This window comes from Kineococcus rugosus, assembly GCF_050871975.1.
In the GTDB taxonomy this organism is placed as follows: Bacteria; Actinomycetota; Actinomycetes; order Actinomycetales; family Kineococcaceae; genus Kineococcus.
This window is the reverse complement of sequence record NZ_JBJLSJ010000060.1, coordinates 1-15166: the sequence shown is the minus strand read 5'-3', so window position 1 is coordinate 15166 and position 15166 is coordinate 1. Positions and strand designations below refer to the sequence as shown.

Here is a 15166-nt window from a genome sequence, read left to right as displayed (position 1 = left end):
CGCGAGCACCCGCCCGCGAGCGGGGGTCCGCGTGCACGGCACCGCGAGGACGGCACCGCGAGCACGGCACCGCGAGCACGGCACCGCGAGCACGGCACCGCGAGCACGGCACCGCGAGCACAGCAGCGCGAGCACGGCGCCGGCGCGTGCTCGCGCTCAGGCGCGTCCCCGACGAAGCCCGGCGATGAGCAGGCCGAGGCCGCAGGCGAGCATCAGGGCACCGAGCAGCCACAGCGGCACACCCCGCGGTGAGCGATCGCTCAGATCGCCGGCGAAGAAGAAGACCGCTACCCCGATGAGGCTGAAGAGCGCCCCGGAGGCGAGCAGGCCAGCTCGTGGGGACTGCTGCGACTGCCGGTTCACGAAGGGACCTCCGCGTATCGACTGAGCGAGCCGACACCGGTCGGCTCGTAGTGGATCAAGGATGCCCAGAGGCGTGCAGCTCGCCACCCGGCGGGCGCACCGGCTCGGGGAGGCGTTGCCTGGCTGGCCCAGCCATCGCAGAACCGACCATTTTCAAGATGGTTACCGTGCCTGGACGGCGGCGTGGCCGCGTGGTCGTCATCCTGGCGATCAGGTCCCGTGGACGGGGTGCACCACCGCTGCACCGTGTGAGCATGGCCCGGTGGCACCCGAACGCGCCGACGTGCTCGCCCTGTACGAGCGCTACCTGACCTGCTGCAACGAGCACCGCGTCGACGAGCTGGGCGAGTTCGTCGCCGAGCAGGTCAGCGGGTCCGGGCCCATCGACGGGCTGGCCGCCTACATCGACGGCGTGAGGGCCGTGTGCACCGCCTTCCCCGACTACCGCTGGCAGGTGCAGCAGGTGATCATCGAGGGTGACACGATCGCCGCACGGTTGACCGGCCATGGCACGCACAGCGCACCCTTCAGCGGCATCGCCCCCACCGGCCGCCGGATCACCGTCCAGGAGCTGGTCGTGTACCGGGTCGCCGACGGCAAGATCGTCCACTGCTGGGGAGACCTCTTCCCCGTGGTGCGCGACGCCCTGAACGCCCCCGCGCACACCACGAGCTGACCCGACGCTCAGAGGTGACCCGACGCTCACCGGTGCACCAGTGCACCGACGGCAAGCGTCCCCCTGTCGTCGACATGACCAGAAGATCACCCAGGTTGGTGACACTGCGTGGTGACTTTCTCGTGTCTCACAGCCGACCGGTTATGAGACAGCGACCCGATGAGGTCGCGGTGAGCGTCAGCAGCCCCGTCCTAGGAGTGCATGCAGCGGCAGGGCTGGACTTACAACGTGATCCAGTAGCGGCGCTTGGGTCCCAGGACGGTGTCCCGGGTGTCCTCGAGCCGGCCGCCGTTGCGCTCGATCGTCGCGGCGGAGGCGGTGTTGTCGGGGTCGCAGGTGAGCAGGACCCGGTCCAGGCCCATGGCGTGGGCGCGCTCGAGGGTGCGGGCCAGGGCCCAGGTGGCCAGGCCGCGGCGGCGGGCGCTGGGTCGAATGCTGTAGCCGATGTGACCCCCGGCTTCGAGCAGGAAGTCGTTGAGCTCGTGGCGCAGGTCGATGGTCCCGAGGTAGGTGTCGTTCTCGACGACCCACCGGTAGGTCGAGTGGACCCAGCCCGGTGCGGGGGGCACGGAGGTGTCGGCGCAGCTGCGCAGGCGCGCGGTCCACGCGGTGAAGCCGGCGGGTGTGTTGACGTCGTCGTGCTCGCGCAGGCCCGCGCCGTGCAGGTGCACGCCGGGGCCCTCCTCTTCGCGGGCCTGCAGCCAGGAGGCGCGCAGGTCGGCGGTCGGGGCGAGGAGGATCGGGCTCACACCAAACAGCTTCACCCACCGTCCATGCGCTCGGCTACACGGTTTTACTGGGGCTCGACTGCGGCTCCAGCGCTGGCTCGTGCGATGGCGCGGTAGACGGTCCTGCACGGACCCGGCCGGCACCGATTGGTCATCTTGGAGGGTCTTCATAACGGCATCCCGCGTCCCACAGCCGACCATTGCGAGACGGCGACTGCGCCCGGACGGCGGGATGACCGGACGGTCCTACGCGTGTGGTGGGCTCTTGCGCAGATCCAGTCCGTCCGCGATCTTCTCGGCGACAGCGCTAGCTAGCTCACCGAGCTTCTCCCCGGCGTAGACCGCGCCCAGCTCCTCCAGCAGCTCGGCGGCCACGTACAGCTCCGAGGCGGTGAGCACCGGCGGACGGGGACGGGGCAGGGCCTGGACGACCTCGAGGCGAACGCCGGCAGGGACTGCGACGGTGTCCTGGTCATCGGTGTGGACGACGGCCTCGCTGCTGCCGTCGGGCTGGGCGCGGCGGTACTCCCAGGTGCCTTCGGCGACGAAGTCCCCGCTCTTGCGGAGGAAGACGCGGACTCGTTCGCCGTCTTGGGGGTCCCCGTGCTGGTAGTGCCAGCTGAGGACGTCGGCGTAGTCATCGCGCGGCAGGTCGGGGTTGCCGGGGATGTGCTTGGCCACGATCTTCGACTCGGTGCTCTGCTCCATGCCCTGCGACGGTAGGCGAAGCCCTCGACCGTCGTCACGGCGTGCGGGATGACCGTGACGTCACGCGCTGCGCGGGCTGGCCGAGTGGGTGCCGGCGCTGGCTCAGTGATCTGGCGTCGGTTCCTGGCGCAGGCGCTGGTTGTGCCGAGCTAGTACGGCGAACTCTGGCGCGAAGGCCGCCGCCAGGCCCACCACAAGCAGCAAGGCAATCGACTGCGTGTGAAAGTCCAGGGCCGGCCACAGGCCGGCGACGATGGCTGCCGCACTGGTCGCCACCGCTAGGGCCGGTCGTCGCCGAAGGCGGCCCCACCAGGGGGTGGGATGAGCGGGGTTGGCTCGTGCGATCAGTACGCCGCTGAGGGTTGATAGCGCGGCGGCGATGACGAGCAGGGCCCAGGTGTCCATGTCGGCATCGTGCCAGCAGGGTGGCGGCTGTACTGCGTCTCCTGCTGCAGCCTGTCTAGGACTGTGACCACGCGCATCTCGACACGACCGCGACGTCGGCGGCCAGTCGCGACCGCGCACCACACGGGATGACCGTGCGCTCCGCGCGTACCGCGGGATGACCGCGACGTCGCCCGCAGCGCGAGATGAGCGCGCGGTCAGGTGGAGGCAGGTCGAAACGTCTGCAGTGCGCGGCCGTCGGCATCCATCGCGGTGAGCGTCGGCGCGTTGGGCGAGTCCCAGACGACCACGACGTTGCCGTGCTCCGCCACGGCCAACGACCGCCCGTTGACGCTCAGGGAGGCCACCTGCGGGCTGCAGCGCAGTTCGATGTCGCGTATCCAGGCACCCCGACGGCCGGGGGCACGCCTGATCGCTGCGCTGCCCATCGGATGCAGGTGTTCGCCCTCTGGGGTGGGTGCGGGGCGGGGACGAAACAGGTCGTCACCGGGACCGCCGCCACCTCCCAGGTAGGTCCACTCGCCGTTCTGCAGCTCGAACAGGTAGGTCTCGCTGGCCACGTAGCCCACGCGGCGGCGGGCGATGAGGGTGCAGGCGATGTCTCCATCCATGTCTAGGGCCAGGACGGCCGAGCGGCGGCGCCGGCTCAGGCGTGGTGGCGCAGTGGGCACCCCTTCGTTCAAGGCGGTCAGGCTGTCCTGCACGAGGTCGCGCGGCATTGAGCGAGCCTAGACGTCCATGATCAGGAGTTGGGAGAAGAGAGGTCATGAGACGACCAGGGACACCCCGAGTGCGGGATGACTGCGACGTCGCCCGCAGCGCAGGGGATATGCAGGTGATCGTCGTGCTCAAGGACCACTCGGACATCGGCATGACCGTGAAGTCGTCCCCCGGCGGGGGAGCGGGCCAGCGTACGCGCGGACTTCGCTGAGTAGGCCACGGGTGCGGGTCCCGTTCCTGTGGTGCGCCCGCTGCGGGAGTCGGACGATCAAGTCCTGATCGCGGCGAAGCCGTCTTGGTAGGTGGTGGGACATTGCGACAGATCCGCTGAGGAGCTGCGACAGATCACGTGAGAACTGCGACAGGTCTCATGAGACTGCGACAGATCAGATGAGAACGGACAGCGGCTGTCCGTTCTCATTCGACCTGTCCGATGCTACGGCCGTGACCTGCAGCTGGACAGGTCTCGTGAGACGGCCAGCGGCCGACTTGTCTCATCCGATCTGTCCTTGTCGAAGATCGGTACGACCTGCCGGGGGAGTGGCCGAGGACCTACCTGGCCTCACAGGTGGCGTGGGTGACCGCGACGTCGAGCGTGGCGGGTTGTCGTCACCGCGAGCCGGCGGGCCGGGTCCACCGGACTTCGCGCACGCCCTCAGCGGTCCTGCTGTGCCCGTCGGGGGCAAAGCGGTGCTTGCGGTAGAAGGCGTGGGCGCGCGGGTTGGGGTCTGCGACCCACACGGCCGCCGGCTCATCGGGGTCCAGGACGGCGTGCAGCAGCGCCGGCCCTGCCCCGCTGCCGTGGTGCGCCGCGTCGAGGTAGATGAGGTGCAGCTGGAAGTGCTCGGTCGCATCGGGCTCCTGCGAAGGGCCGGACATGGCGATGCCGACGACGGTGCCGTCGAGTTCGGCGACGGCGGCGTGGTTGGCGCGCCAGCGCTCATCGGTCAGGGCCCCGGTCCAGAAGCGTTCCCGGGCTTGCAGGAGGTCCGGGTCGTCCAGGACGGAGTCGGGCATCACGCCGCGGTAGGTCTGCTGCCAGGAGGTGACGTGGACGCGGGCCATCTGCGGCGCGTCGCTGGGGCGGGCTCGGCGGACGGTGACCTCCGGCGTCATCCCGCCACCCTAGAAGCGGAGCGGCTGGGCTCACTACCAGTGCCATCTTCCATCGCGCGTCCCGGGACCTCGGCGACGTCCTGCCAGTGCCGTGACCGCGCCCGTCACATCCTCGATGCACCCCTGTCGTCGAGCAGCGCCTGCGCGGTGCGCAGGTACGGCAGTGCCTGCTCCTCGGCACCGAAGGAGAGGGCGTACAGCCCGGTGGAGACGCGCTCGAGGTATCCCCACTCCCATACCGCCACCGGGTCCGTGGCGGTCTGCTCGGCCAGCAGGCGGCAGTAGCCGGCCAGCAGCTTGACCGGGGTTGTGGTGGCCATCAGTTGGGGGCACCAGTCCCGCACGGCCACCCCCAGGTCGTAGGTGGGGTCGCCGAGGAAACCGTCGGGGTCGAGCAGGACGAAGCCGTCCTCGGTGCCGGTGCGGGCGGTCAGGACACCGGCGGCGTTGGCCGCGGTGGCGTCGCCGTGCACCACGACGCAGGTACCGGCCTGCACCTGCGTGGGGAAGGCGGCTGAACGCCGGGCGGCGCAGGTCAGGGCGTAGTCGAGGACCTGCTGCGAGCATGGCTGGTCCAGGCGCTGCCACAGGTCGGTGATGAGCTGGCTGAGGCTGGCGGCTTTGTCCTGCGGTTCCTGCCCGGGGGCCGGGGGGACGCGCCAGGCGCAGCGCAGGCAGCGACCCAAGATGGTCAGCTGGTCGGTCGGGGCCAGGCCGGTGTGGTGCAGTGACGTGCCCAGCGCTTCGAGCAGCGCCGCCTTGTGGCTGGCGTGGTAGGCGAGGATCCGGACGTAGCCGCGCCCGGCGGCGGCGGTCAGGGTGCGGGCCTGCTGGTCGAAGCCGGTGCCGGGGGCGGCGACCTTGAGCACGACCGGGCGTCCGTCGGTGGTGCGGGCGCGGGTGACGTAGGAGGCGGTGCCGCCGGGCAGGGGCTCGGTGATGTGGATGGACCAGGCTCGTTCCAGAGCGGTCAGGATGCCGGGCAGGTCGGTGGCCCAGGTCTGCCCGCCGGGGACGGCGGCGGCCTTGGCCGCGACGATGGCGGGGACCTCGACGCGGTGGTGGCTCATGCGGGCAGGTCGACGGTCGCGGGGCGCGAAAGCGGTGACGGCACGAGTTCTGTGTAGCTGAGGAGCATCGCGGGCGGCTACCGACTTCCCGATCCGGCCCGAGAGGCACCCCGGATCGTCGTGATGCGCGGCGCGGCTGTGCGAACGTCGTGCCATGCCCGCGACGTCGCGCGCAGCGCGGGATGACCGTGCGCCCGCGCACCGCGGGATGACCGTGACGTTGTGGACCGGTCGTGGCCGCGCCCGGGCTACGACAAGGTCGAACGTTGCTTCCTGCTTTGCCGCCGCCGGGCTCTCAGCTGTCGTCTCGCTGACAGAAGCGCAGGACGTTGCCGTAGGGGTCGATGACCTCCAGGGTCGGCCCGCCGGGGGAGCCGAGGTCCACGCCTGGTCGCAGGGGCGCGGTGGGGTGAGAGTGCAGCTCGGTGTGCAGGGCGTGAACGTCGGCCACCGCGATCCACACGACGCCGTGAGGACCGCCGTCACCGTGGTGCTCGGACAGGTGCAGGACCGTCTGCCCGCGCGAGACCTGCACGTACAGCGGGAAGCCGGCCTCGAAGCGGTGCTCCCAGTCCAAGGCGAAGCCGAGGTAGTCACGGTAGAAGCCCAGCGCCACCTCGGCTGACATCACCCGCAGCACCGGGACGCCGGGGGCGAACGCCGGCGCCTGCACGGGCACGGGCGCGATGTGCGCGCCTGCCGTGGCGGCGAGGGTGTTCCAGTCCTTCGCGCCGTGCTGGTGGGCGATGAGTTTCAGCGCTAGGGAGTGGGGGATGTCGATGCCGGCGGCGTTCAGGTCGCTGCGCAGCAGCTTGGCCAGGTCCTTGGCGCGGGCAGCAGGGGTCGAGGAGGGGGTCGTCGAGGGGGTCATGGTGCGCCTTCCTGTGCGGCAGGTGCTGTGCCGGGTGCTCGCGTTGCCGGCTGCTGCCGCGTCCGGGAAGCCGCGGGAGGCTGGGCCCAGCGGTGCATTCACCAAGCCCCGGAGGGCGCGAGCGGCAGGCTGCACCGAGCCACCAGCAGGGTAGCCACCGCAGCTGCGCCTGCCCAGGTCGACGACCGCGCAAGATCCGTAGATCGCCAAGACCGCGAGGTCGACGACCTCCTGGTCTGCGGGATGACCGCGAGGTTGTTGGACCGGCGCACGGTGATCGCTATGACTCATCACCAGGATGGGTCCGCAGGGCTGGGTCCATCCAGCCGTCGGCAGCGTTGTAGTAGATCCAGCGCCAGCCCGAGTCGCGCAACGCCTGGGCGCGGTGCTGGAAGTCCTCATCGTCGATGGCCTCCAGGTTTCCGGGGTCCATGACGCCCTCGTGCTCGAAGATCCCTTCGGCGTCCACCCAGTGCACGATGGCGTGCTTCTCCGAGCTGCTCAGGATGGTGCCCGGGTGCTCCGGCTGAAGACCCAAGTGATCAGTGGCCTCCTGGTCGCCGATCCACTTCACCCGGGTGTCGGGCAGGAAGGGGTCGTCGGCGGTGATCCAGCGGTTCTGGGTCCAGGCGGCTCGTACGTCGCGGTCGTCCAGGTCGAAGCCGGGCCATCGACTGCGCAGTTGCTGCGCGGCTCGCTCGTACTCCTGCTCGGTGATGCGTTCGAGCCAGTGGGGGTCGAAGTGGCCGTCGTAGCGGCCGATGCCGGGGACGCTGACCCAGTCGATGACGGCGTGGGTCTCATCGGCGCACAGGAGCTGACCGGGGTGGTCTGGTTGCAGGCCGAGCCGGCGGGCGAAGTCGTCAGGACCCCGCCAGCGGACGTGGTCGAAGACGTTGAGGTAGTCGAGGCGGTGGTAGTCGTAGACCGAGTCGCCCACGATGCTCCTTTGCCGTCTCAGCATGGTCGGGCAGCGGGCGCTGCCGCTCACCAGGTGGACGACCTGATCAACGTAGCTGCGGTGGGTCGTGAGGTGCCAGCGTGACCTCGGTCATCGGCATGTCCGTGAGGTCGGCGACCTCTGGCCAGCAGTCACCTCGAGAGCGCGTCAAGGCGTTGCTGGGCGGTGGTGCGGATCTGCCGGGTGAGGCCCGTGTTGGCCAGGCGCTGCAGCACCTCGGTGGAGGTGCTGGTCGAGGCGTTGTCGTGCTGCACCCGCAGCAGACGCTGGTGGGCTTGAGCCCGGATGCGGCGGGTGCGACCAGCGCGCGAGAGGTCCCACAGCTGCGAGGGCTCGTGGCTGCCCTCAGCCAGTCGGTGCTGAGTCCAGTCGTCCACGACGTCGAGGTCCAAGGGCTGGGCGGGGTTGTCCAGGAGCTGCTTGTAGGTGCGCCACTGCTCGGCGCGTCGGCGTCGGTGGGTGCCGGCGGGTAGCGCGTCGAGGTGGTCTTCGACCCAGGCGGTGAAGGCTGCTGCGGTGTGTCGTTCGCGGGCGACCCGGTCGAGGTGCTGGGTGATGGCGGCGTCGCTGACCAGCTCGTCGGGGTCGGTGAGGACTTGCTGCAGCAGGGCGTGGTCGTGGTCGAGGTCGGCGTCGTTGAGCTGGGTGAGGCGGTGCTGGTAGGCGAGGACGTCGTCCGGTGGTTCTTCGGGCACTGCAGCAGAGTGCCGGATAGGTGGCCGCGGTGGGCAACCACTGCCAGCGCCACCTACCGCAGATCGACGGGACCGCGAGGTCGTCGAGCGCGCGGACGGCGCCATGACCGCGACGTCGCCCGCAGGGTGCCATGACCGTGCGTCAGCTGATGCGTGCTCGGCTGGCGCAGCAGCGTTCAACCAGGTGAAGTGAGGGCATCTGGCCGCTGGGATGCGCAGCTTCTGCGTGACGAGGGTCGTGCTCGACGCCACACTGCTCGTCATGACCTCTGAGGTGCCTGCGGCCGAGCTGTCCGAGCAGGAACTGGGTGAGTTCGGCCGGTGTCTGACCGTTCTGCAGGGGGCCTCGGCGGAGGAGGCGTTGCGGCTGCTGTTCCCCCGCGACAGCACCGAGCTGATGTCCCCCGCCGAGGCGCAGGCGTGGGAAGCCGGCGACGGGTGGCCTGATGAGGACGGTCCGTCGGTGGTGCGCCAGGCCTCGTACGCCGGTGAGTGGGCGGGCTGGACGTTCGTCATCGAGCCGTTCGGATTCAGCGGGGTGAACTGCGACCTCACCTCGCGCACGCCGGCACCCAGCCCGTACATCAGCGTGCACTGGCTCGAAGGAGACTCCAGCTTCGTGTACGCCCGGCAGGGGCAGGAGGTGCAGTCGTTCGAGCCGGTGCTGCGCGGTGGGGAGTTGGCGCGCACTCCGCCGGGTGAGGTTGTGGTCTTGGCGGAGGAGGAGGGGTTGGACTGGCAGGGGCGGCCGTTGTCGAGTGCGCAGGCGCTGCTGGACCGGCTCAGCGGAGTGCAGTGGCCGGATGTGGCGGTGCTGCGGGAGCGAGCTCGCGTCGCGATCGGCTACAGCTACTCCTGATGGGAGATCGTCGGGACGTTGATGAAGCTCGTGCGGCTCGCGCCATGACCGTGACCTCGCCCGCAGGGCGCCATGACCGTGACGTCGCCCCAGGGCTCTGCGCGGACGGGGCAACGTTCTGACCGACGCCCCATCCAGGGAGCATCCTGAGACATGCCGTCGCGTCGACGAGGTCTGATCGGAACCGTGCTGCTGGCCGCAGCCTTGGCGGGCTGCACCTCAGGCTCCACGGCCCCTGCGCCTGGTGATGGAGAGGGCAGCGTGCCGGTGACGGTCCGGCTCATGTGGGGACGCGGGCTCACTGATTCGCCGAGCTCCTTCCTGGTGCGGGTCACCGCCGCTGACACCCAGGAGTTGATCACCGGATCGGCAACCAAAGCGGTCACCGTGGATCCCGTGGGCCTGGTGCTCTTAGACGAAGCGCTTCCGCCGGGCAGCTACGAGTTGCACGCCTCTCAAGTGGGGTGCGGCATGTTCGGCCGTGACTGTCCTGATGATCCCGACTCCTCGGACTTCGATTCAGCGCCGGTGTGGAGCTGCTCGGCGTCCCTGCAACCGCGAGCTGGGGTACCGGTACAGGTGCGCATTGTGGAGGGCGATGACGCCAGCCGGACTGATGACGTCGACTGCGTGGTCGAGCAGCAGCCCGTTTGAGCTCGCTCAGCCTGCACGAGCACCTCTTCTTGAGTGGGCTTCTCAGGCTCGGCCGCGGCCTCAAGGGCACGCCCCCGACCGCGCGCAGATCGGCAAGACCGCGCGGTCGGCAGGCGCCCGGCCGGCGCCATGACCGCGAGGTCGGTGAAGACGTCAGACTGTTGGGATGGTCGGTCCCCGCGACATGGAGCTGCAGGCTGCCTTGGATGCTGCTGATGCGTACTCGAGCCAGCCCGATGACCAGGCTTCCGCTGATGAGTGGGAGAAGTGGATGGAACTGCAGGGTGCAGCGAGCACTGTGGCGGGCTGCGTGCAGAGCGTCGTCGCGGGAGGCCAGCTGGACCGGGAGGCCGTCGTGGAGGCCGGGCTCTTGTTCGACGGCCTTCACCGGATGGGGTGGCATCGGGAGGAGATCGCAGCGTGGGGCCGGGTGCGGGACCTGCTGTTGGCCAGATGACGTGCCGCGCACCGAACGTGCCATGACCGCGATGTCGTTCGGCGATCTCTGACTGTCTCGACCACTGATCGTGTTGACACCACGACATGGCTCACCGTGGAGCGCTAGCTTGCCAGGGTGCTGGACACCGCCGTCGCTCCCAGCTCCTCACCTGCAGCGTCCTGGCGCGGGTGGGCCGGAGTCCGTGTCCTGCTGCTGGTCATCACCCCGGTGGTCCTGCTGGCCACCCTGGTGTGGGGTGAACGCGCAGCGACCGTGGACGACCTGCAGGTCGACGTCGCGGCCGGGAAGGTGTCGCAGGTCCAGGTCACCGGCGGCCTGCCCCCGGGATCGACCGGGATGGCGTGGCAGGAAGTGCAGTGGCATGCGGGCTGGTGGACGTACCAGGCGCAGGTACAGCTGGTGACCGATCCTGCGGACTCGAGCACCAGCGGTACCGGCACGAGCGGCGCTGGGGCGTCGATCCCGCAGGTCACCGGTCACGACGTCGGTGTGCTGGTGCAGGAGTGGGACCCCACCGTGTCGGTGGAGCGCCGGGGCGACACCGGCAGCTCGGTCACCACGACGGTCTGGGGGGTGGGAGTGCCCGGCTGGGTGGGTCTGCTCGGGGTGCTGCAGTGGCTCGGGGCGGTGGTGCTGCTCGTTCGCGGCCCGGAGCCGCGGTGGGTGAGCCGGTGGGGGTGGTTCTGGTTGTCGGCCCTGCCGTTGGGGGTGACGGCCTTCCTGGTGATGTCGGGGCCGCTGCCGGGACGTCGGTACGTGCCTCCGGGGCTTGGGCGGTTGCGGGGTGGGCGGGCGTTCGTCGTCGCGTTGTTGCTGGCCGCTGCCTTGGGTGGAATAGGCGGGCTGTGAGGGATGCTCGACGCTGGCGGGTGCAAGACAGCGCGGGCGACGATGTCCTGGCTCGCGCCATGACCGCGCTTTGGGCCAGTCGGTCAGGTCCTCGGTGGCAGGGGGTGTCCGTGGTCGGTCAGGTGCAGCAGGAGCGCGCGCATCGCCCCGGTGGCGTGGTGGCCTCAGTGCGTCCAGTAGTCCTGGCGCCACTGCCACTGGACGTCGTGCAGGCTCGTGCCGGCGTCGAGGGCCAGCAGCCCGGTCTTCAGGTCGCGCCAGATGTCGGCCAGGTCGTCGCTGAGGTCTCCCAGACTGATGTCGGCCTGTACTTGGTCGGCGGCGAAGGGGGAGGACGCCTGCCAGTAGTAGTCCGGCTTAAGACCGGTCAGCTTCCCGATGCGCTGGTAGCAGGCGAGCCACTGTTCATGGGTGATGGGCGTGGGTAGATCCGCGTCGCTGGGTTCGACCTCGGGGAGGCGGACGGCTGCGGCGACGGCGTCGCTGAGAGCAGTCAGCAGGCGGAGAGCGAAGGCGGTCTTGCCGTTCTCGGCACCTGCTTCCTCACCTGGTGCGTCCTCGTCGATGAGGAAGCAGTACGCCTGGGCGGCTTCACGCATGTCCACCACAAGAGGGTGGCACCGCCAGCGGCACCACTCGCTCTTCGGCATATCAGGACGTCGCCGACTGCCCATGACTGCGCCCGGACGGCGCCATGACCGTGACGTCGCCCGCAGGGCGGGATGGCCGTGCGACTAGATCAGGGGCAGAGCCTGCGATAGGACGACGAGGGACATGGACACGACTCCCAGCTTGTGACTTGTCGTCCACCCCTTCTCCCCGCGCCGGCGCCGCCGTTTGACGTCAACGAGGGAGACAACGATCAGAGCGAGAGCACCAAGGATGAGCACGACGTTGCCCCAAGGCCGAAACACGATCGGCATCCTCCCTGGTGCGACATGCAAGGGCACCTCGCGGCGCGCATGTGAGTGACCGGCCATCGGATATGTGCGTGATCATCGTGCTCGTCTTGCATCCGGACATCGGCAAGACCGCGAGGTCATCGAGCCCCCGGACGGCGGGATGACCGTGCGTTCCGTTCCATGACTCGATGGAGAAGATGACGTCGTGATCGCCATCCTCGCTGCCCCGACCAACCTCGGCCTGCGCCCACCCCAGCCAGGCAGCGTGCCCGGCTGCGCCAAGGCACCCGAGGCACTGCGAGAAGCCGGTCTACACAGGCAGCTCATGGCCCAGGGAGCAGAAGACGTCGGTGTGGTCCTGCCCGGGCGCTACGTCGATGACCTCACCACCAACGACGGTGCCGGGGGGAGCAGCACCGTCCGGTACCGGCTGCGCAACCAGGACGCGATCCTCGACCACGCCACTCGCTTCGCGGCACGGCTGGAACAGCTGTTGGCGGCAGGACGGGCACCTCTGGTGTTGGGCGGTGACTGCAGCCTGCTGCTGGGTGCTGGCATGGCCTTGGCCCGTCGCGGCTCCTACGGCTTGATCCACATCGACGGACACACCGACTTCCGCCATCCCGGCAACAGCGAGGCGTGCGCGAGCTTGGCCGGAGAGGACCTGGCGGCAGCCGTCGGCCGGCACTGGACGGCCGTCGCTGATCCGGAGGGCACCGGAGCCTCGTTCGCCGCGCAACACGTGGCCCACCTGGGATGCCGCGACGACGACGAGCACCTCGCCGAAGCACGCGGCGCCCTCGGGCTCGTCATCCCCGCCAGCCGGCTGCGCGGGGGCCACGACACGTCGAGCATCGCAGCAGGCGCGGCCCGGGCGCTGGAGGTGGTGGGCCGAGCTCGTGATGGGTACTGGCTGCACCTGGACGTCGATGTCCTTGACCCCGATCACCTCCCGGCGGTGGACAGCCCGGATCCGGGTGGTCTGTCTCTGCAGGAGCTGACTGAACTCCTCACACGCCTTGCTCCCGGGGCTGTGGGGGTTCAGGTCACCGTGTTCGATCCCGATTTGGACCCGGACGGACGGTACGCGCTGCTGCTGGCCGACGTCTTGGCCGTCGGCCTGGAGCACCTGGCTGCCGGCTGCTGAGTGCGCGCGATCGGTCAGGACCGACCTGACTTGGACATCGACATGTCCGGGACGCCTCCGGCAGTTCAGGACCACGCTCATCGCGGGGCGACCGTGAGGTCGCTGGCTGTGTTGAAGCACATGCAGCAGGTCTTGCCCGTTGCGCCAAGCGGGGCATCGATCCCGTCGCTGTCCGTGCAACTCATCGCCGGGCAGGCAAGGTAGCCGGATGCACTCACCCGACGGACACCGCGGCGACAGCTTCCTCCTGCCGCGGACGCGCAGCTGGCCCCTCGCGGTGTCCGTCGGGTGGTGGATGCTCGCGGCCTTGAGCGGTGTCGTCTGCGGCTACCTCTTCGTGGCCGCGCCGGGGTGGGCCGGCTCGGAGGTGCCCGCCGGGACGGTTGTCGGGGTCGGCGCTGCTGTGGCGGTGGTGAGCGTGGTGGCGCACCTGTGCATCCACCCCTGGTGGGGGCCCGCGCTGGTCTGGGTGGCGTTCGTGGTGGGCACGGTGCCGCCGCTGGCTGTGGAGGACGCGTTGTGGCTGGTGGCCGCAGTCATGCTCGGTGGCCTGGTGGCTGCGTACGTGGCGGTGGTCAACCTACTGGTCCTTGCTGCCAGGGCTTGGATGCGGCGTCGCCGGTGGGCTCAGAGCCGATGAACTGCTCGCTCGCGGCGGGTTCAGGCGGCTAGCGATGTGCTGGCTCTCCGGATGATCGTGCGCTGCGCGCACCGCGGGATGACCGTGCGCTCCGTGCGTACCGCGGGATGACCGTGCACGACCTGCTCAGACTCGCCAGGATGCTGCCGGTGACGATCTTCTGGCCGGCGTTCATCGGTGGTGTCGTAGCGCTCCTCATCGGAGTCTTGTTCTGGCGCGGGGCGAGCAGAGTCGTGGGCCCGATGCGTGACTTGCAGCGGCAGGTCAACGGTGAGCGAGCCGCCTCGACCATCACGGCCAGGAACCTTCGGTGGGGTGCCGGAGGGTGGATCGTGATTGGGGTCGTCCTGATCGTGGCATCGCTCCTTGGGCTGGACTGGTAGCCGAACACGGGCCTCTCGGGTGAACGGCGCCGAGCCCAGCAACCGTCCTCAACTCGGCATGACCGCTGGGTCGTCAGCTGTCCGGACAGCGCTGTGACTGTGCGTCTGTGCTCCGTGGCGGTTCCTGCTCGGGCAGGGTGGGCTCATGGCCGATGAGGACAGCCAACCACCACCGGCGGGGGCCAAAGGGTGGGCCGACCCGCGTCCCTGGATGGACGTGGAGCACGCCGTCGTCCGCGCCCTGACGGCGGTCGATGCCCAGCTGGCGCCGGGGCAGGACTTCGAGCTGACGCTGGCCTACGTGCCCTTCAGCCGCTTGGGCGAGCAGGACGGGATGGACCCGTCGGTGGACCTGTCCTGGGAGGTGATGATCACCCCGGCGGGGCGGGAAGTGCAGCAGTACGAGCTCGCCGGCCATCCGGCCTCCGCGCTGGAGGTCGTGGCCGCGCAGGCACCGGCTCACCTGCCGTCCATCGTGGACGACGGGGTCGTCGCACGGTGGGCTGGGTGGGCACCGTTGCTGCAGCAGCTGGCCCGCACGGTGTGCCGGCTACCCGATGACGACGCGGGGTTGGACATCAGCGTCTACCGCCGCGGCGCCTCAGCAGGCCAGCCAAGAGGCCAGTCAGGAGGCCGTAACTCCGGGCGAGGGCGCTCTGGGAGGCGGTCGTGGTGGCGCTGGAGCGTGGAGGTCCCAGTGCCGGGGGCGCAGTGGCCGGCCAGCGCGTGGTCGGGCAGCACTCCAGGGTCGGCGTTACGGCAGGCGTTGGATGAGGCGGAGATATGGCTGAGCGGGCGCCCGGCTGGTCATCTGCTGCTCAGCGACGATGAGCTAGCTGTACTGAGCACGGACGTTGGTGACACGCCGAGGACCGTCAGGTCCGTGACGTGAGGAAGACCTCCGAGTGAGGTGTGGAGCTGTCGAGGAACCGCACCACCACTCGGAGGTCTTCGTGCCC

General features: G+C 69.8%; 19 protein-coding genes. 8 read left to right on the top strand and 11 right to left on the bottom strand.

Annotated features, from left to right (window positions below; translation table 11 throughout):
• Positions 1–156 precede the first annotated feature (156 nt).
• Complete coding sequence (locus tag ACRYM6_RS22270) at positions 157–363, bottom strand: hypothetical protein (RefSeq protein WP_432545074.1); 207 nt, start codon at positions 361–363, stop codon at positions 157–159.
• 262 nt (positions 364–625) lie between these two features.
• Here ACRYM6_RS22270 and ACRYM6_RS22265 point away from each other — a divergent pair, with 262 nt between their 5' ends.
• Complete coding sequence (locus ACRYM6_RS22265; protein ID WP_432545073.1) at positions 626–1039, top strand: ester cyclase; 414 nt, start codon at positions 626–628, stop codon at positions 1037–1039.
• 221 nt (positions 1040–1260) lie between these two features.
• On the opposite strand, the gene ACRYM6_RS22260 is transcribed toward ACRYM6_RS22265, so the two are convergent.
• The 9 genes from ACRYM6_RS22260 to ACRYM6_RS22220 form a co-directional block, all read right to left on the bottom strand.
• The gene (locus ACRYM6_RS22260; RefSeq protein ID WP_432545072.1) at positions 1261–1788 is read right to left on the bottom strand and encodes a GNAT family N-acetyltransferase; all 528 of its coding nucleotides are present in this window, start codon (positions 1786–1788) and stop codon (positions 1261–1263) included.
• Between the two features lie 225 nt (positions 1789–2013).
• Positions 2014–2475, bottom strand: coding sequence for a hypothetical protein (locus ACRYM6_RS22255; protein WP_432545071.1), 462 nt, complete (start codon positions 2473–2475; stop codon positions 2014–2016).
• A 102-nt stretch (positions 2476–2577) separates the two neighbouring features.
• The gene (locus ACRYM6_RS22250) at positions 2578–2880 is read right to left on the bottom strand and encodes a hypothetical protein (protein WP_432545070.1); all 303 of its coding nucleotides are present in this window, start codon (positions 2878–2880) and stop codon (positions 2578–2580) included.
• Between the two features lie 197 nt (positions 2881–3077).
• On the bottom strand, positions 3078–3599 hold the full coding sequence (locus ACRYM6_RS22245; protein ID WP_432545069.1) for a hypothetical protein: 522 nt from the start codon (positions 3597–3599) through the stop codon (positions 3078–3080).
• Positions 3600–4209: 610 nt separating this feature from the next.
• Positions 4210–4716, bottom strand: coding sequence for a GNAT family N-acetyltransferase (locus tag ACRYM6_RS22240; protein ID WP_432545068.1), 507 nt, complete (start codon positions 4714–4716; stop codon positions 4210–4212).
• Between the two features lie 104 nt (positions 4717–4820).
• Complete coding sequence (locus ACRYM6_RS22235) at positions 4821–5786, bottom strand: aminoglycoside phosphotransferase family protein (RefSeq protein ID WP_432545067.1); 966 nt, start codon at positions 5784–5786, stop codon at positions 4821–4823.
• A 295-nt stretch (positions 5787–6081) separates the two neighbouring features.
• A complete protein-coding gene (locus ACRYM6_RS22230) occupies positions 6082–6657 on the bottom strand; it encodes a glyoxalase superfamily protein (RefSeq protein ID WP_432545066.1) in 576 nt (191 codons plus the stop codon).
• 280 nt (positions 6658–6937) lie between these two features.
• Positions 6938–7597, bottom strand: coding sequence for a hypothetical protein (locus ACRYM6_RS22225; protein ID WP_432545065.1), 660 nt, complete (start codon positions 7595–7597; stop codon positions 6938–6940).
• 152 nt (positions 7598–7749) lie between these two features.
• Complete coding sequence (locus ACRYM6_RS22220; protein ID WP_432545064.1) at positions 7750–8313, bottom strand: hypothetical protein; 564 nt, start codon at positions 8311–8313, stop codon at positions 7750–7752.
• Between the two features lie 238 nt (positions 8314–8551).
• Between ACRYM6_RS22220 and ACRYM6_RS22215 the strand changes: the two genes are divergently transcribed.
• The 4 genes from ACRYM6_RS22215 (at position 8552) to ACRYM6_RS22200 (ending at position 11135) form a co-directional block, all read left to right on the top strand.
• Complete coding sequence (locus ACRYM6_RS22215) at positions 8552–9172, top strand: DUF6461 domain-containing protein (RefSeq protein WP_432545063.1); 621 nt, start codon at positions 8552–8554, stop codon at positions 9170–9172.
• A 186-nt stretch (positions 9173–9358) separates the two neighbouring features.
• On the top strand, positions 9359–9826 hold the full coding sequence (locus ACRYM6_RS22210; RefSeq protein ID WP_432545062.1) for a hypothetical protein: 468 nt from the start codon (positions 9359–9361) through the stop codon (positions 9824–9826).
• 166 nt (positions 9827–9992) lie between these two features.
• Positions 9993–10283: a hypothetical protein gene (locus ACRYM6_RS22205; RefSeq protein WP_432545061.1), complete on the top strand. Its 291-nt coding sequence runs from the start codon at positions 9993–9995 to the stop codon at positions 10281–10283.
• A gap of 255 nt (positions 10284–10538) precedes the next feature.
• The gene (locus ACRYM6_RS22200) at positions 10539–11135 is read left to right on the top strand and encodes a hypothetical protein (protein ID WP_432545060.1); all 597 of its coding nucleotides are present in this window, start codon (positions 10539–10541) and stop codon (positions 11133–11135) included.
• A 164-nt stretch (positions 11136–11299) separates the two neighbouring features.
• Here the strand turns inward: ACRYM6_RS22200 and ACRYM6_RS22195 are convergent, their stop codons facing one another.
• Positions 11300–11734, bottom strand: a complete 435-nt coding sequence (locus ACRYM6_RS22195) for a DUF5063 domain-containing protein (protein WP_432545075.1) — start codon at positions 11732–11734, stop codon at positions 11300–11302.
• Positions 11735–12242: 508 nt separating this feature from the next.
• Here ACRYM6_RS22195 and ACRYM6_RS22190 point away from each other — a divergent pair.
• From ACRYM6_RS22190 to ACRYM6_RS22180, 3 genes are all read left to right on the top strand, one after another.
• Entirely contained in the window at positions 12243–13184 is a 942-nt protein-coding gene (locus tag ACRYM6_RS22190) for an arginase family protein (RefSeq protein ID WP_432545059.1), read from the top strand.
• A 208-nt stretch (positions 13185–13392) separates the two neighbouring features.
• Entirely contained in the window at positions 13393–13824 is a 432-nt protein-coding gene (locus ACRYM6_RS22185; protein WP_432545058.1) for a hypothetical protein, read from the top strand.
• A gap of 528 nt (positions 13825–14352) precedes the next feature.
• Complete coding sequence (locus ACRYM6_RS22180) at positions 14353–15099, top strand: hypothetical protein (RefSeq protein ID WP_432545057.1); 747 nt, start codon at positions 14353–14355, stop codon at positions 15097–15099.
• The last annotated feature ends 67 nt before the right edge of the window (positions 15100–15166 follow it).

Excerpts from the sequence above, each read along its gene's own strand:
- ACRYM6_RS22255 (WP_432545071.1), bottom strand. The coding sequence starts at position 2,475 with ATGGAGCAGAGCACCGAGTCGAAGATCGTGGCCAAGCACATCCCCGGC.
- ACRYM6_RS22250 (WP_432545070.1), bottom strand. The coding sequence starts at position 2,880 with ATGGACACCTGGGCCCTGCTCGTCATCGCCGCCGCGCTATCAACCCTC.
- ACRYM6_RS22245 (WP_432545069.1), bottom strand. The coding sequence starts at position 3,599 with ATGCCGCGCGACCTCGTGCAGGACAGCCTGACCGCCTTGAACGAAGGG.
- ACRYM6_RS22240 (WP_432545068.1), bottom strand. The coding sequence starts at position 4,716 with ATGACGCCGGAGGTCACCGTCCGCCGAGCCCGCCCCAGCGACGCGCCG.
- ACRYM6_RS22235 (WP_432545067.1), bottom strand. The coding sequence starts at position 5,786 with ATGAGCCACCACCGCGTCGAGGTCCCCGCCATCGTCGCGGCCAAGGCC.
- ACRYM6_RS22230 (WP_432545066.1), bottom strand. The coding sequence starts at position 6,657 with ATGACCCCCTCGACGACCCCCTCCTCGACCCCTGCTGCCCGCGCCAAG.
- ACRYM6_RS22205 (WP_432545061.1), top strand. The coding sequence starts at position 9,993 with ATGGTCGGTCCCCGCGACATGGAGCTGCAGGCTGCCTTGGATGCTGCT.
- ACRYM6_RS22195 (WP_432545075.1), bottom strand. The coding sequence starts at position 11,734 with ATGCGTGAAGCCGCCCAGGCGTACTGCTTCCTCATCGACGAGGACGCA.
- ACRYM6_RS22185 (WP_432545058.1), top strand. The coding sequence starts at position 13,393 with ATGCACTCACCCGACGGACACCGCGGCGACAGCTTCCTCCTGCCGCGG.
- ACRYM6_RS22180 (WP_432545057.1), top strand. The coding sequence starts at position 14,353 with ATGGCCGATGAGGACAGCCAACCACCACCGGCGGGGGCCAAAGGGTGG.